At 58.1% G+C, this 16,161-nt stretch carries 14 protein-coding genes and 2 pseudogenes; 9 read left to right on the top strand and 7 right to left on the bottom strand.

All coding sequences use genetic code 11. From position 1 onward, the window contains the following. The first annotated feature begins 125 nt into the window (after positions 1–125). From CAFEA_RS04045 to CAFEA_RS04025, 5 genes and pseudogenes are all read left to right on the top strand, one after another. On the top strand, positions 126–1,184 hold the full coding sequence (locus CAFEA_RS04045) for an FUSC family protein (protein ID WP_159437623.1): 1,059 nt from the start codon (positions 126–128) through the stop codon (positions 1,182–1,184). Positions 1,185–1,275: 91 nt separating this feature from the next. Next, positions 1,276–1,491: a type II toxin-antitoxin system RelB family antitoxin gene (gene relB, locus CAFEA_RS04040; RefSeq protein ID WP_063937497.1), complete on the top strand. Its 216-nt coding sequence runs from the start codon at positions 1,276–1,278 to the stop codon at positions 1,489–1,491. Between the two features lie 10 nt (positions 1,492–1,501). Beyond that, complete coding sequence (locus CAFEA_RS04035) at positions 1,502–1,786, top strand: type II toxin-antitoxin system RelE family toxin (RefSeq protein ID WP_200803037.1); 285 nt, start codon at positions 1,502–1,504, stop codon at positions 1,784–1,786. A gap of 21 nt (positions 1,787–1,807) precedes the next feature. Further along, positions 1,808–2,251: an alternative ribosome rescue aminoacyl-tRNA hydrolase ArfB gene (gene arfB / locus CAFEA_RS04030; RefSeq protein ID WP_063937498.1), complete on the top strand. Its 444-nt coding sequence runs from the start codon at positions 1,808–1,810 to the stop codon at positions 2,249–2,251. Between the two features lie 20 nt (positions 2,252–2,271). Beyond that, positions 2,272–3,093, top strand: a pseudogene (locus CAFEA_RS04025) (alpha/beta hydrolase). A gap of 3 nt (positions 3,094–3,096) precedes the next feature. On the opposite strand, the gene CAFEA_RS04020 reads toward CAFEA_RS04025, so the two are convergent. Beyond that, the gene (locus CAFEA_RS04020) at positions 3,097–3,402 is read right to left on the bottom strand and encodes a HigA family addiction module antitoxin (protein ID WP_063937499.1); all 306 of its coding nucleotides are present in this window, start codon (positions 3,400–3,402) and stop codon (positions 3,097–3,099) included. A gap of 8 nt (positions 3,403–3,410) precedes the next feature. Further along, positions 3,411–3,692 carry a type II toxin-antitoxin system RelE/ParE family toxin gene (locus tag CAFEA_RS04015; protein ID WP_076589906.1) on the bottom strand — a complete coding sequence of 94 codons (282 nt, stop codon included), beginning with the start codon at positions 3,690–3,692 and terminating at the stop codon, positions 3,411–3,413. Positions 3,693–3,815: 123 nt separating this feature from the next. On the opposite strand from CAFEA_RS04015, the gene CAFEA_RS04010 reads away from it, so the two are divergent. Further along, positions 3,816–4,082: a hypothetical protein gene (locus CAFEA_RS04010; protein WP_063937500.1), complete on the top strand. Its 267-nt coding sequence runs from the start codon at positions 3,816–3,818 to the stop codon at positions 4,080–4,082. A gap of 119 nt (positions 4,083–4,201) precedes the next feature. Here the strand turns inward: CAFEA_RS04010 and CAFEA_RS04005 are convergent, their stop codons facing one another. The 4 genes and pseudogenes from CAFEA_RS04005 to CAFEA_RS03990 all read right to left on the bottom strand — a co-directional run. Further along, positions 4,202–4,969: a helix-turn-helix domain-containing protein gene (locus tag CAFEA_RS04005; RefSeq protein WP_143313208.1), complete on the bottom strand. Its 768-nt coding sequence runs from the start codon at positions 4,967–4,969 to the stop codon at positions 4,202–4,204. Between the two features lie 167 nt (positions 4,970–5,136). After that, positions 5,137–9,597: an NACHT domain-containing protein gene (locus CAFEA_RS04000; RefSeq protein WP_063937502.1), complete on the bottom strand. Its 4,461-nt coding sequence runs from the start codon at positions 9,595–9,597 to the stop codon at positions 5,137–5,139. A gap of 428 nt (positions 9,598–10,025) precedes the next feature. Next, a complete protein-coding gene (locus CAFEA_RS03995; protein WP_435383987.1) occupies positions 10,026–11,135 on the bottom strand; it encodes an IS30 family transposase in 1,110 nt (369 codons plus the stop codon). Positions 11,136–11,228: 93 nt separating this feature from the next. Next, positions 11,229–11,438, bottom strand: a pseudogene (locus CAFEA_RS03990) (helix-turn-helix domain-containing protein); the annotation flags it as partial. Positions 11,439–11,577: 139 nt separating this feature from the next. Between CAFEA_RS03990 and CAFEA_RS11285 the strand changes: the two are divergent. Continuing rightward, positions 11,578–12,207: a type IIL restriction-modification enzyme MmeI gene (locus CAFEA_RS11285; RefSeq protein WP_350308268.1), complete on the top strand. Its 630-nt coding sequence runs from the start codon at positions 11,578–11,580 to the stop codon at positions 12,205–12,207. Positions 12,208–12,277: 70 nt separating this feature from the next. Here CAFEA_RS11285 and erm read toward each other — a convergent pair whose 3' ends face one another. After that, positions 12,278–13,132 (bottom strand): 23S ribosomal RNA methyltransferase Erm, encoded by an 855-nt coding sequence (gene erm / locus CAFEA_RS03985; RefSeq protein ID WP_016456425.1) that lies wholly within the window; start codon positions 13,130–13,132, stop codon positions 12,278–12,280. Between the two features lie 2,206 nt (positions 13,133–15,338). Between erm and CAFEA_RS03980 the strand changes: the two genes are divergently transcribed. Both CAFEA_RS03980 and CAFEA_RS03975 read left to right on the top strand, forming a co-directional pair. Then, positions 15,339–15,647 carry a helix-turn-helix domain-containing protein gene (locus tag CAFEA_RS03980; protein ID WP_024058948.1) on the top strand — a complete coding sequence of 103 codons (309 nt, stop codon included), beginning with the start codon at positions 15,339–15,341 and terminating at the stop codon, positions 15,645–15,647. Between the two features lie 171 nt (positions 15,648–15,818). Then, complete coding sequence (locus tag CAFEA_RS03975; protein WP_024058949.1) at positions 15,819–16,118, top strand: hypothetical protein; 300 nt, start codon at positions 15,819–15,821, stop codon at positions 16,116–16,118. The last annotated feature ends 43 nt before the right edge of the window (positions 16,119–16,161 follow it).

The raw sequence follows: 16,161 nt of genomic DNA, 5'->3' as shown, positions 1-16,161 counted from the left end.
CCGGGCCATCATATGCCTGGCTGTTGATATGCGCACGGGCCGATCAGCCCCAGCACCGCGCCCGCGCTAGACTCTGCCCGCGGAAAACCACAATCGAGCACGGATCGCGTATGGGAGGTTCCCGGTTGCAACACTTCAGCCCGCTGTTTGAGATGGGTCCTGCACGGCGCGACCACATCCCCGCCTTCCGCACCGCGCTCGGGGTTGCCATCCCCATGTTCACCCTGCTCGCGCTCGGCCGCATGGATCTGGCCATCTACGCGAACTTCGGCGCGTTCACGGGCGTGTACGGCAGGCACATGACCCGCCAAGTGCGGCTGAAGCACCACGTCCTTGCGGGCATCGCCCTGACGACGTCGGTGACCGCGGGGGCCACCATGGCGTGGCTGGATCTTAGCCCGTGGGTGTTGATGCTGGTCACCTCACTGGTGTCGGCTGTGTGGGCGACCATCGCGCTGGCCGCGGACATGAAGCCGACCGGGTCGGTGTTTGTGATCTTCTCCGTGGCTGCCGTCGGGTCCTTGAATAATCCGGTCCACCCGGCGCTCGCCTTCGCCATCGCCGGCACCGCAGCGCTGCTGTGCCTGGCGCTCGGCCAAATCTCCCACCTCATCGGCGAGGGACCAGGCGGCGACGCGAAGGAACCGGAGCGTCCCTCCCGGTCCCCCGAGGCGGGCCGGATGCCGTGGCGGCGCCTCCGGGTCGAAGCCAGCCGCTTCTTTTTCTCCCCGCTGCTCGCCGGCGTACTGGGGCTGATCTCCGTGACTATTTTCGACCCGCTGACCCACTCCTACTGGGCCATGGTCGCCGCCGTCGCGCCGCTAGTGAACTCCCGGTTCAAGATGCAGTACTACCGCGCCATCGAGCGCGTCCTGGGCACCCTCACCGGCATCGCGGTGGCAGGCTTTTTGCTGTCCCACCCGATGCAGGGCTGGCAGATCGTCGTGTGGATTGTGATTTTGCAGTACCTCACCGAGATGTACGTGACCCGCAACTACACCATCGCCGCCAGCTTCATCACCCCGACCGCCCTGCTCATGGTGCAGACTGTCGAGCCCTCCCCCGTCTGGCCGATGCTGCTCGCCCGCACCGCGGAGACCGTCATCGGCGCGTTCGCGGCGCTCGTGGTCATCGCGGTGGGTTACGTGCGCAAGTACCCCGAGGTCGTGCTGCCGCGGCGCTAGGCGCAGGTGTTTTGCGACGGGCTCCGCCTCACCCGTTGCACATCGAACACCTGCCGAATACAGTGTATTCACACTGATCAAAGGGGTAACCATGGCTACGATGACGATTCGGATGGATGACAACGACGCAGAGCTCGTACGTAAGTACGCACGCTTCGAGGGCGTAACTCTTTCCGATTTCGCCCGCAATGCGATCATGGAAAAGATTGAAGATGCGCATGATCTGCAGGAGCTTCGAGACGCCATCGCGCACGACACCGGCGAGCGGTACAGCCTGGATGAAATTCTCGCCGATCTCGATACGTAGCACCCGGATGATGGCACCATCGGGTCACTACACAGTCGAGTTCACGGCCCGTGCACGCAAGCAGCTGAAGAAGATGGACCGCTTCGACGCGCGGCTCATCGCCACCTGGATCAAAGAGAATTTGGACGGCTGCACCAACCCGCGCGCATTTGGGAAAGGGCTCTCCGCAAATCGTTCCGGCGAGTGGAGATATCGCGTCGGCGCGTACCGGATCCTCGCCCTCATTGATGAAGGCACGATCACAATCGCGGCGCTTTCGATAGGCCACCACCGCGAGATTTATCGCGATTCTTAGCTCAGACGTAATGTGGGCGGCATGAACGACCTGACCATCGCGCCCGGCCCGGGGATCCCCGGCGGCGTGGTCATCGCCGCCGCCGACCTGACGGAGCGGTTCGCCAAATCGTCGGGGCCGGGCGGCCAGGGCGTCAACACCACCGACAGCAAGGTACAGCTTTCAATCGATATCGCCGCGTGCGCATCGCTTACCGACGCCCAACGCCACCGCGCCCTTACCAACCTCGAGCACCGCCTGGACGGCACCGTCCTCACCGTGGCCGCGTCGAACCAGCGATCGCAGATCCGCAACCGCGCCGAGGCACGCAGCCGTTTGGCCGCCCTGTTACGCGAGGCGCTCGCCCCGCCGCCTCCCCCGCGCCGGAAGACGAAGCCGACGAGGGGCTCGGTGCGGCGCCGTCGAGAGGCGAAGAAGCGTCGCTCGGAGTTGAAGTCGACGAGGAAGCGTCCCCAGATTCCTTAGAGCCCGCCCTAGACCGGGTTATGCCAAGAACCGACGTGACCTTTCCCTCCGGGGGCGAATCCTGCGCCGCGTGGCTGTACGTACCCGACTCAGCCCCCACCACGGGGCCGATGATTGTGATGGCTCACGGCCTTGGCGGGGTGCGCCAGATGCGTCTCGACGCCTTCGCCGAACGCTTTAGCAGCGCCGGCTACCGCTGATTGGTGTTCGACTACTGGCACTTCGGCGCGAGCCCCGGCGAACCGCGCCAGCTGCTTTCGGTGCGCCGGCAGCTGGAGGATTGGCGCGACGCCATCGCATACGCGAAGCTTCTCGACGGCGTCGACCCGGACCGGATCGTCCTGTGGGGCACCTCGTTCGCCGGCGGGCACGTCATCCGCACCGCGGCGCGCGACCCGCGGGTTGCGGCGGTGATTTCCCAGTGCCCGTTCACCGACGGGTTCGCCTCGACTTTCGCGCTGCCGCGGAAGGTGTTGGCCAAGATCGCCGCGCTGATGACCTCGCCGGATTCGGTCGCCGGCATCGAAGCGCTGATCCCGCCGGGAGAACAGACGCCGTCCGGCATCACCGCCCGCTTCGGCGCCGACATCGTGCGCTACTTCCCTGGCCGCGACTCCCGGAAGATCCAGTGCCCCGGGCACTTCGCGGTGTGCGAAGACGATTCGCTGGCGCCGCCGGGCCCCACCCTGCGGCACGTGCGCAAAGCCCCGTAGGGAGAGGTGTGCATGCAGCCCGGCGGGCACTTCGACATCTACGTCGGCGACGCCTTCGAACGCAACGTGTCGCAGCAGCTGGATTTCCTCGCGCGGCACGTCCCGACCAGCACCGGGGACGCGGATTAGGCGCTACGCCGAGGCAGCCTGGACCGGCTGAATCCGCTCGATCTCGGCGAGGGCCTTATCTTCCGCCAGCTCAATTTCATACTGGTTCTGCAGATTCATCCAGAAAATCGGCTCCACCCCAAAATATTTTCCGAGCCTAAGAGCGGTGTCAGCCGTGATTCCACGTTTACCGTGCACAATCTCGTTGATACGGCGAGGCGGAACCCCGATAGACACGGCAAGCTTGTGCTGAGTGATTCCGAATCCTTCAACGAAGTCTTCTAAGAGAATCTCTCCAGGATGGATCGGCGGGTACAGCTTGTTCGACATGGCGTTCCTTAGTGGTAATCCTCAATGGTCACTTGTTCGGGCCCTGCGCCCTTCCAGCGGAATGTGATTCTCCACTGGTCATTCACTCGGATACTAAACGTCCCTTTCCTATCTCCCTTGAGAGCCTCTAGGCGATTCCCGGGTGGTACGCGAAGGGAGTCAAGGGATACAGCAGCGTCGAGCTGGTGGAGTTTTTTGTTCGCCGACTTATGGATCCGAGGATCCAGTTTCGGAACTGGTTCACGCAGGAATACCAGCTCGGTTTCTCTGTTCCCGAACGACTGGATCATGCCTCACCCTATCCCCCATAACGCGAAGCGTCAATAACGCACAACGTTAAGTTTTAGCTCACTCGACTGCAAGTACACTCCCACCCTACGCAACCACAGCGTTTCCACATTACGGTGACTACCGTGAAGACAATACAAGGGAAGCCGATCAGTGAAGATCAGGTTGATGCTTGGGTCACCGAAGCCAAAAATAGCTACGCCATCGAGTTTCTGTTCTCACGCGAACTCACCGCCTACAAGGTGCCTGGACTCGTGTGGACGGTCATGCAAGACCCGGAGGGCAACGAGTTCTGCGCGCTCGAGATCGTCGTGCTTCGCTGGGACGACGGTACCGAAGCCATCATCCACTCGATGAAAGCGCGAAAACAGTACCGCAGCCTACTTGATTAGCCGCGAAGAACCCCATCGCGCTTCGTCGCCAAAGTCACCAATAGCCTGCCCCCCCCCCCTGACTCCTCAGACCATGCATTCGATTCGGGACAAACAGATCAGTCAACCCTGCTGTTGGACTACCCGGACCCGGAGGTCCCGCCCAAATCGAACCAAGTAAATGGCGGCCGGCGGGTCAAAACCAACGGAAGAAGCGGGTGCCATTTCCAAAGTGGAATTTCCCAATCATCCGATCCACAGGCATCACTAAAACCTTCAGCTACTACTTCCCAGTCATCGTCTCCGATTTCGAAATGTTCATCATCAAAAATGCCATCTCGCGACGGGATTTTGGCGAAAAGTTCAGGCATATCCTCCAGAAGACCCTGTGCACCATCGAGAGCCGCTCCGATCAAAATCTCATCGATCAGAGGCCCTGGGCGATCAAAGGGAAGTGTTCCGGACTGAATCTCGTCGGAAACGACGTAACACCGTTGCCGGACCCCTTCTGCCCAAGCTCGATTTTCCCCCACGTGCATCATGACACGAAGATCGAAGTGATCGAATGGCGAAACCTCGTGGAGCGGCTCACTTGGATCCCGCAACCACTCCGCGATATCCGTGTCGGCCCAAAGATCCAGCTGCAGACTAATTGCGTACGCCTGTCTCGGCGTAAGCGTAGACGAATCTTTCCATGAATCCGCGAAGGCCTCATATGATTTCGAGAGCGCTCGCTCGAAATCCGAAGTAGCTTCGAGGACATCCTCACATGCGACTCGAGTTTTCATGCTTACCGAGCCAGGGTCTAACTCCCAGCGGCGCCAAGTGGCGAGAGATACCCCAGCTTTCCGAGCCGCTTCCTCTTGGGTTAACTCAAGTTCTACACGTCGTTTGGTGCGTTCATCCACACGGATAGACTAGTGAGCACTCAGCGAGTAGTCAATCAAGTGCAACAGAGAGCGTTGATGGCATTACACGTTGAACTTAAATTCCACCACGTTACGAATCGGATCAACCTCTCCCGCCAGGAGACATTGGCTCCAATGAAACCCGCGGCCCTTTCGAGCGCTATCGGTTATAACCGCTCTGAATCCGTTATGGCCTCACTGATGCCGTACGCGCCAAGCTCTAAGAGAGAGTCCAAAACGTCGAGCAACTCCGCTCGGTGGGTACGATCCCGGCACTGCGCTAGCCCACGCACCACCAGTTCACTGATGTAATGCGCATCTCCCGCTGCGCCGGTGCGAATGTCCGCGGCATCGTGCCCGAAGACATCGACGAACCGTTTTGCAGCTCTCAAGACCAGTTCATCGACCCTATCCGGCGCGTACTGTAGCGTGACCAGCAACTGGGGCGTGGCGTGTTCGTAAGCCGGCGAGTCGATCAAAGCCGCGAGTAGTTTAACGAATGGCTGGAGCGGTTGCTCGCGGAGGTGAAGCGCCACAGTAGCCGCTTCCTTACGCACCCCATCCGCCTCGTCGTTCATAAGCCGGGTTAGGGTCGCCGTGGCCAGTTCGACATTCGAAGTGCGATCGACACACTGAACACAGGTTTCAGCGATGCCCTTTCGGGCGTGAAAGTCTCCCGACAGCGCTTGTTTCATAAGATCGGGGCGGTCCCATTCCATCGCCGCGAACGCCGCGACGGCGCCACCAGCCTCACGAGCTTCGGCATCATCCGATGCCAACATGCGCTGAATTACCGGATCTATAACCTCGGGATTCACGTTGCCGATGTAGACCATCAAATGCTGAACAGATCCGGCGGCGAGGAGACGATCGTCAGTATTGATCAGGGTTGAGAACGCCCTCATGACCTCTGGGCGAGCATGCCGTAGCGCGGCGGCGAGGGTGTAGGCAACGCACGAACGGACACTGAGTACCGGATCGCCGGCCATCGCGTTGAGATATGGCGCGACCAGTGCAGTTCTCTTGCCGTCACTGTCGGTGACCAAAAGATCGCCGAGAGCTTCGGCCAAACTCCCTCGTGCCGTGTTGATGCCGTTCAATTGCATATCCACGGCACTTGGTGCGTCCGTTCCATCCCGAACGATCACAGGAGAACAATCGGCCGGATCCAGCGCGTGCACAGCGCTGTCTCTAATCAGTTCGACCAGGTCAAGCGGCACTTCGCGGTAGTATTTTTGTAGCGCCATCCCGAGCCACCGATCATTTTCTGTCTGTCCCAGCGAAGCAATGTGACGGACAGCGTCGAAGATCAGCGGCGCGGTGCTATCGCTCGCATCGGCCTCGCCAAAGCCCCTAAGCATCGCACCGGGGTAAGCCGCATTGAACTCTGGGGACAGCCGCAGCGCCAGCCTAGCGAAGCGCTCGGGGTTTGCGGCTACTTGATTGCCCAGCACGCTGGACAATTCATGGGCTCCGCCGGTGAAGGTCGCCCAATTCGTCTTGTCAGTGTCATACTTTGACATAGCCCTCAGCCACTGTGAATCGCTCATTTTCTTTGCGGCACCAAGGCCGATCGGCGAACCGATGGAACCACCGGTAATTCCCTGTGGCTCTGCGGGGGCGTCCTCCCCAAACTTCCGTCGATATTCCCCGAGGAGTCGTTGACCGACCGTAGTAAGCCGCGCTTCTTCCAGGGCGGATAGAAACGTGAAAGCCGAGCGTCCCGAGCCGCAGTTACTCCCCCACTCGCAGGGCAAATCTCGAAACAACTTCTCGAGCCGCTGGTGAATTTCGTCGGACACGTGTGGTGCAATCGCCAGGACAAGCTCCCGTGCAACCCATAGGGAATCGGAGATATAGCCGCAACGGAGACGACGTCCGCCTTCGAGCAAGAGACTCGCCGCCCACCCGGCAAAATGCTCTGCGCCCGCTGACAATGCTCGATAGAGCAAGAATTGCGATCCGTCGTAGGGATCGGAAGCCAGTTCCTCGAGAAGGAACCGGATCTCCTCAGGGGCGCTCTTTGCCACACTCTCCAGCGCTCGGACCGACGCCGCCAGCAGGATGCCATCAAGCCGGTAGCTGCCGAAGTCATCGTCCTTGATGCGAAAGCTGAAGTGCAGATCGCGAATCAGGCCGTCGACGCCAGGCTCGATCGCGGTCCTCGCCATGACTCGTCGGAGATACGGCACCGTGACCAGCACGAATGCCAACGGTTCAGCATGTGCAGTATACCTAACGAGTTCGGCGGCGCTGTACTCTCGCATGCCGAGCACAGTCACCTTGCCTTCCTCGTTAAGCGTCAGGGCATCCCCGTGATCGATCAGCCGAGCCTGCAACAACTCGATCGCCCAAAGTGGTTCGTGCTTAGGCAGGTTGCGCATCGTTAGCCAAAGTTCATGCTGTGCCCCATCGTAGGCGCCTTCGCGAACTCCTTCGAGCACCAAATCGAACAAATCTCGGTTCTGAAAGACATCCGAAAAACGGCTGACCCAACGCAACCAGCGGTGATATTCCGGCTGGGCCTTGCGGTCCCCTAACAGCTTTGCGATCGATACCGGGTGCTCTTTGACCGCACTAGCCATCATATTCAACGCGTGATTCCGCATACCCTCGTTCGGGCCATCGAGCCAAGCAGCAATCTGACCATCCTCAAGGAATCGCCTGAACCACTGTGGTCTACTCAACTGCTGCCAGAGCCGGTCTTCAAAGCCCGGATGTCCCGCGGCGATCCGGACCATCACTTCGGCATCGGCAGTCGTCGGCGCAAGAAGATTAGCTACGACGGCAAGGACTGTCTCCTTTATGTGAAATCGGATGTCGTTAGCGGTAAGTACTGATTCGACCTCGGTATGGAAACGATCCGGCGGTCGCTCGTAGAGATGTTGCAGGACCTGGCGAACCTGGGCACGTCGAAAAAGTGCCTGCTCGTCACGGAGAAGGAAGTCAACGAGTGACTCCCCGCGTGACACCCACAGACGTGCGAAGGCGTAGTCGAAAAACGTTTCATGGAAGAACGCGATGCGACCGCCGTCTTGCGCAAGCAAGTGTTCTGAAACGAGGACGTTGGCGTCTTCAATAAGGTCCTCATCGTCCAGAATCTCGATTGGGACAGACAGCGCTTGCAGATCGCTTGCAGCGTTGGCGATCCGACTGACCACGTCGTTGAATCTGACATTCACTCGCCGCGAACGCACTGCTTGTCGCTTGCGCTCCCAAAACGCTTCAAAGAGCGATCCGCGCGAATGGAAGGCCAGCGCGTCAGCCTGAGTCGAAATCGTTTGCAGGAGTACAAGGTGCAGCGGCGTCTGCAGAAGGGCTAGTTGTGATGGATTTAACCGCGCTGGGTCGAGTCCCATTCTTGTCACTGCCGCTTCGACTTCCTCCTTCGACAATCGGTCGACTTCCACCGTTGTTACGTCGGTACGAGACGCAAATGCGCGGATACGGTGATCATTATCGATGTCGAACTGGCGACATGCCATAACAACACGGATTCCGCACACTGACAGTGCTTCGTCGATGAGATCCATAACGACATCGAAACTCTCCGGCATACGTCCGGAGGCAAGACTCACCGCGTCGAGTTGGTCGATAATCAGGAAGGCGTCGCGATCGTCAGCCGCCCTCGCCAAAGCGGCTGCGGGAGAGACTTCGAACCCGAACTGATGCCCCAACTCGACAGTCGACGCGAACGGACCACATCGGTCCAATCGTAGCGCCAGCACCTCGGCACCAGCCGATTCAAGAGCGGCAGCAGTTTGTTCGAGAACGGAACTCTTCCCACCTCCCGCCGTACCTGCGACGAGCCCGATCCGATATTTATCAAGCGCCTCCACTAGGTGGGCGGCCTCTGCACGCTTAATCGGTGGTTGCAAGAGTTCACGTTCAACGGACTGACGCCAGCTTTTCGTGATCTTAAACACCTGCTGGTGCGACGTCAGATGCGACCCAGGTTCCAGTGGCTTGATGCCCCTTTGAGCGAGAAGAGCAAAAAGTTCAGTTCGAGTCAACCGCTTACCGAGGTTGTCGAGAAGGATATCCCCTATAGCAAGAGATATGAGGTCGCCGCTAGCTCCCCTCAGACTGCACACAGCAAGCATACTGTTCGTGCGGACGATGTCGAGTTCATCTTGAACTAAGAACCGCATTCCGCGAAGTGTGTTCCAGGCCACCTGGGGATTGCCCAGGATTTCGGCCGCCGCCAATTGGTTAAAGACCGGTGTTAGCTCTTTAGAAAGCCAGCAGTCGGTGAAACTCGTTAGATCATCTGACTTGCGAGCACGATCGGACAATTCTTGTAAGGGCCGGCACGGCACCAGGGAGACAAAATGGTAACTTCGGCCCGCCGCCACATGCTCCGCAGCCGCCTCGAAGATCTTTTGATCGGCGAGAGCCTTGACTGTCCAACTGTTACTAGTGCCGTTCTGTCGTTTTAACTGGTGCACTTCGGTAACGAGACCGTCGTCGTAAGTGAACTCGGAACCTCGATTTAGCTCGGCGTCGATGTCTTCCGCAGTCAACGCCCGTCTATCGTCGACGATGCAATATAAGGCATGGCGGATAGCCCATGCGAGCTCGTACCTATTTCCAAGCTTGTCTGTTTCTCCGCCAGGTCTAGGCGACATCAGACCTCCGAGATCACTTTCAACGTGGGATGCCGTATGGCGACACCCATAGCAGACTAGTGCAGGCTCGGCCGAGTGTGGGCACCGAGTGTGAGGCACTTGCGTCTATTTAAGTACGCTCAAACGACTACGGGCCAAAATGCGATTACAACTAAAAGTAACCCTGTCCAGGAACTACACATTGAACTTGAATTCGACGGAGTGTCGTCGATAAATAACTATTCGATGCGCAAAGTACAACGAAATACCGCTAGAAACAGACAACATATGGGGGTGCACAGAAACACATATAGGTTCTGCGGAAAACCTATAGGGTGCGTCGCTAAAAACCGCTGTGCGCGAAAAACATAAAGGGTTTACGGACCCGGTCCCAGACCCCTCAATACTCTGAGCCGGAAGAATGGAAAGTGGAAGGTTGATGGGCGGGATCAAGCGGTTAATGCGCCACGATTGAATATTTGCTGGAGTATCTCACGTGGTGTTGCTCCGCCGAGGACTTGTCGTGGTGTGTCGTTGAGTTCGTCTTGTACCCAGGCGACGTGCTCGGGGGTTACTTCGGCGAAGTCGGTGCCTTTCTTGTAGAAGCGGCGGCGGATCTCACCGTTGGTGTTCTCGTTGGTCGGCCGCTGCCATGGCGCGTGCGGATCGCAAAAGTACACCTCGCAGCCGTCTTTGATGCGCACACGTGCGGTTTCAGCCATTTCCACGCCTTGATCCCAGGTGATGGTCTTGAGCTGTTCAGCGTTGAGGTCTTTGACCATCTGCTGGATCGTTTCAATCACCGTCATCGATGTGTGTTCGGTGGGCAGATGACCAAGCAGGGTGTAGCGGCTGGTGCGCTCCACCAGGGTAATCAGCGCGCTTTTGCCGCCGGTGCCGATGACAAGATCGCCTTCCCAGTGCCCGGGGATTGCCCGGTCGTCAGCCTCTGGGCTGCGCTTGGTGATTTCAGCGCCTTTGATCCACGGCTTACCGGTGAGCACACCGGCATTACGGGGCCGGGCTTTTCGCCGCTTGCCGCCACGGATGAGCACATCTTGGGTCTTCATCACCGCTTCAAGCTCGGCGCGCAAGCTGCCTTTGCCCTGGATGTACAAGGCGCTGTAGATCGCTTCGTGGGAAATACGCATGCTTTCATCATCGGCGAAAGCATGCTGAAGCCACACACTGATGCGCCCGGGCGACCACCGGCGGGCAAGACACGTCACCACCACAGCACGAAGTGCCGGGTTGTCGTCAAGCTTGCGCACCTTCGGCCGGTGCGCACGCGCCTTGGCGCCCAGGCCGGCTTGCCGGGCGTTGTAGTACACCGTGGCCTCACCGTCTTCGCCGGGAACTTCCCACCCGTTGCGGGCGATTTCCCGGCTGATCACGCTGTGGTGGCGCCCCAGCAGCGTTGCGATCTGCCTGGCTGACATTCCCTGGCTGCACCCATGTTGGATCGTCAGGCGGTCTTCATACGACAGTCGGACCCCGCGGCCGACTTTCACACGGTCCTCGGCATAGTCGACAGGCGCGTGGCCTGCTTGCGTTTTCATTGGTGCTGGCACGGAATCAACTTTGCTGTGTGCAGGTGGTTTTACCGTGCAAGCCTCCGGCGTGTCCGCGCGCTGTGACGCATCACGGTTTCCGCCCGCCTTCTCCTGGCGTGCTTGCTGCACCCAGCGATACACCGAATTCGCAGACCGGTCGAACGCCGCCGCGACCTTGTCAACCGGCTCACCAGCCAGCACCCGTGCGACCGCGTCAGCTTTCTGCTGCGGGGTGATGCGGGGCTTTTGCTGCAGTTCGGTCAGCACACCGACTTTCGCCAACCGCTGGTACAACGCCCCTGGTGACATGCCTAACGTCGCAGCCGCATCCGGTACCGACATACCTGAAGCCACCAGCGCCACCGCCTCGTCGATGAGTTGGTCACGTGCACGTGCCAACGCCTTCTTCGGTGGGAGTGCGCCTGCTTGCTTGACCCATTCATAAACCGTGGCCTCTGCCACACCGGCCTCACGTGCAATCTCGCCGACATCATCGCCTGCAACAAGCCGCGCCACAGAAGTAGCCTTCACATCTTTCGGAGTCCAACGACCAGCCACAACAACCTCCAAGTCGAGGTGGCGCATTCACCCACTGACAACTCCATGTATCCCCACTATTTATTTTTTCCGTTTTTCGGAGTACATCGGGAGCTACAACTGCGGACCAGCTCTGTGTGAACTAGATGAGAAGGCGCAGCAGCGAATCATCGACGCTGGACAGTTGGTGCTGCGGGCACGCGAGCGGCACCCCCAGCGGTCACTCGCGGAGCACTACAACCCGTTATCGATGGACCCAATTCTGCTCAAGGCTCACAACAACTTGGACCGGGAAGTCGATAAGGCTTTCGATGTGGCACGCAAACTCACCAACGAGCGCCAGCGCCAGGAGCTACTGTTCGCCAGCTACGGGGAGTTGGCGAGGGGCTATGTCTCCTCGCTTTCATCAAAATCGAAACCACCAGCAGGGTCGTTCCCCGTGCGGGTGATTTTGATCGGTCCCGCTGCTGGGTGTAGAACCCTGTCGCTGGCAACGCCGGGAACTATGACTGTGCCCGACGAGAACACGTCACTGCCATAACGCGGCTCACGGTAGACGAACATGGGTCGTTCACTACTACTGGTGGATTTCGGTTTTGGTGGTGGGGGGATTACCGCCGCCGGCCTCGATTTTTCCGTTGAGGAGGGCGTTGACTACTTCCCGATTGTGAAATGGGCCGATGGCGCGGTGAAGAGGAACCAGTCACCTGGAAGAGATCGATCCAGTCGCTGGTGTGCAATCTGGGAGGTAGGGTTGCGGGGTCGATTCCTCGCGAGCGCAACCATGATTGTGTCTCTGAACGTGATGAAAACAACCCTGCCCTTCGGAGAATTTCCCCTATCCCGCGTCCCCGGGCGGTGAAAACGGTGTGCACCATCGCCTGAAAGGCTTTGCGTTGCTCTATCGGGATCTTCGGGTCACCCACCCGGCGGATCACTAAGATCCCCCCGTCAACGTTTGGCTGTGGCCGGAAAGCAGACCTTGGTACTCGGGAACCAAGGTGAAACGTGAACCATGGGGACCACTGAGCTGTCATCATCGTGCTTGCACCTACCCCGGCCCGGCGGCGAGCGACTTCCCACTGCATGAGGAGTACAGCGGCAGTCCATGCCGGCGCATGCAACAACTTTCGAAGAATGGCAGTGGTGAGGTGAAAGGGAATGTTTCCCACAATGACGCAGGGAGTGGCGGGTAACGGGAAGTTGAGGAAATCATCATGGACCACTTCGACCGACGCCGAGGCGGTCTTTTTTGTGAGTTTGGCAGCTAGTTTTGCGTCTACCTCAACTGCCGTTATTGCCCTCCCCAAGTGGGATATCGGGTGAGTGAGGGCACCGCTTCCTGGCCCGATCTCAATGATGGGGCCGGAGGTTTGTTTTACAAGATCGACGATGGAGTTGATGATCTTGTGGTCTGTGAGAAAATTTTGGCCATGTTCGTGACGGCCGTATCCGTATGTAGACATCAGGTGTGCTCCGTGGAGTTGAAACGGAGCCGGGCATGGCAAATGGCCGCCCGGCTAAAGGACCGGAGCGGTTTCTAACCTGCGGGAGGGAGAAAACCGCCTTAGCGGCTGGTGAGCGGCCGCATGAAAACGGAACCTGAAATCGACATGGGCCTATCGTATCCAATTAATTTCGCAGGGTCCAATACGGTGAGAAAGAAGACAACCGCACCGCAACAGTGCAAGACCTCTCTGGATTGGAATTTAATTGAACATGGGTTTGGGGTACGACGCGCCCTACTCGGAGTGGCACGGACACTACGGCTGCGCGCCCACACACAACAGTAAAGAGCTCGGCAATGCACAGACACGTAACGAGAGCGCCACAAATGTATGTACGTTTAAGTTACAGCATCGACACTGACGCTCCACATGGAGGGACGGCCGCAGCCCTGCAGCAAGCACACGGCAGGGTGTCTGCTTCGGGCGACGTGAAATTACGCAGAAAAATACGAAACACATCACCGCAGGTCACGGTAGGTATTTGCGGGTCATTTCGTAATCTCGTAAACGAAAAGAACAAAACTACGAAACACAAAAACATACGTTGAGCAGCGTAAATGGTTTTCGTTTCGTAATTTTTCCACTTTTTGAAGAAAATCTAAATAAGAAGAGACACCTTGATTGCGATTGTGTCCCGTGTCACATAGCTGCAACCCCTGCAGCGTGCCCTCAACGAGGACGCTCTGTGTCGTAGACATGTGCCTGCAATGCGTGTCTGTGTCTCTCTCTTAAAAGGTTTGGGTCGAAATACCGCAAAATTACGAAACACCGCCGAAATGTGACGTGTCTATGCAGGTCACAGCGTTATCGCGTGTTTCGTAGTTTTGTTCTTTTCGTTTGCGGAAATCACGAAACCGCAGGTAGAGCGTTTCGTAATTTTTTCGTATTTTGATCGGCAAATTACGAAACGAGGTCAAAACTACGAAACGAACACACAACACCTGTGTTGCGTGTCACACAACGGCGCGCCACGGACGTGTTGCAGCGTGGCAGTATCCCGGCCGTGTCACATAGCTGCAACCCCTGCAGCGTGCCCTCAACGAGGACGCTCTGTGTCGTAGACATGTGCCTGCAATGCGTGTCTGTGTCTCTCTCTTAAAAGGTTTGGGTCGAAATACCGCAAAATTACGAAACACCGCCGAAATGTGACGTGTCTATGCAGGTCACAGCGTTATCGCGTGTTTCGTAGTTTTGTTCTTTTCGTTTGCGGAAATCACGAAACCGCAGGTAGAGCGTTTCGTAATTTTTTCGTATTTTGATCGGCAAATTACGAAACGAGGTCAAAACTACGAAACGAGCGCGCTACAGACGTGTCACAGGTCACAAAAAGGCGCGCCCCTTGCGTGTCACCGTGACGCAGCATCCCGGCCGTGTCACATAGCTACAACCCCTGCAGCGTGCCCTCAATGAGGACGGTCTATGTCGTAGACATGTGCCCGTAATGTGTGTCTGTGTCTCTCCCTTAAAAGGTTTGGGTCGAAATGCCGCAAAATTACGAAACATCCCCGAAATGTGACGTGTCTGTGCAGGTCACAGCGTTATCGCGTGTTTCGTAATTTGGTTTTCCGATTTTCGTAGTTCTACGAAACCGCAGGTAGAGCGTTTCGTAATTTTTTCGTATTTTGATCGGCAAATTACGAAACGAGGTCAAAACTACGAAACGAGCACACTATAGACGTGTCACAGGTCACAAAAAGGCGCGCCCCTTGCGTGTCACCATGCCGCCACACAACAGCTGCCCCACCACAACACCCCAGCCGTGCCACGTGGCGTGTAGAAACGTGCTCGGTTCGATTCGTAAAGATTAGGTCGCAGGCTATTGTGCGCGACGCATAAGTTCCGTACGATGGCCCCCAGACCGTATGTGGCGTTTTAATTCGTTTTTGGTTTAGCCAGCCGCATACGGGGGATAACCCCGAGGATAATTCATAAAGAGACAGCCTCTCGACCGTGATAGGCGCGGTTCCTCCGACGAGATAGACCGGTCGGCAACGGCATTGCCAACCACAAAAGCGGTCAGGTAGGGAGTAAGCGCTCCCGTAAAGCGATGGGACGGCAGACCACCGTTCTAGCGAGTTGAGCACGGCACTCCAAGCCGCCTGAATAGCAAGCCGGTAAAGCACCCCGCTCCGGGACAGATCAATCTGCCCAGGAGCGTTTTTCTATGTCCGAAAAGGACACGACTACCGCCGTCGCGCCACGCTTTTACACGCTGCAGGAACTCGCCGATCTCGGCGTCGGCTCCGAGTCCACGTTGCGAAAAGCTATTAAAGAGGGCCGTCTTTCATTCCACCGTTTCGGCACCGCCTATCGGATTCGCCAAGACGATCTCGACGCCTACCTCGCGGCCGCACGCCGCCCTGCCCCGCAGCTATTCGACGGCTTCGTCGATGCCGTCGTGAATGCAGCGCCCCAACTGACAGATGAGCAGCGCCAGCAGCTCGTCACGGTGCTGGGCGGTGTGAAGCACTAATGCGGACAAACCCGCCTACGACGAGATCCCGCCGCTTAGCTCAGCTAGTCAGGCTGGGTCTTGAACTGAGTGCGAGGGCTGATGGGTGATGGCCGTGCTACTACACACGCGCGCTCCACCGTCGTGCCCCGAGTCCAAATAAACAGTTCATTCAACCAAGGAGAACAAACCATGTCTTTCAGAGACGATTACGCAGCAGCGCTGCGCGATGAGCAGCAAGCAAAAGATACCGTGAACGAGGCGCGCCGTGCACACAAAGCGACAAAGGAGCGCCTTGCGCAGTTGCGCAAGTATGCCGAAGAGTTCGAGGTAAATCTCGACGGTGACAAGTCCGCCAGCACCGAAGGGGACGGTGACAAGTCCGCCAGCACCGAAGGGGACAGCGATACACCTGAGAACGGTGACGGCGACACGCCTGAGAGCACCGAGGGCAGTAAGCCGAAGCGGCATCTAGAAGTTGTACCCGACTAACCCTTTAGCCGTACACGCAATCACCTCATGTGTGTACGGCCAC

The sequence above is a fragment of the Corynebacterium afermentans subsp. afermentans genome (assembly GCF_030408355.1).
In the GTDB taxonomy this organism is placed as follows: domain Bacteria; phylum Actinomycetota; class Actinomycetes; order Mycobacteriales; family Mycobacteriaceae; genus Corynebacterium; species Corynebacterium afermentans.
This window is presented reverse-complemented; position numbering and strand designations above follow the sequence as displayed.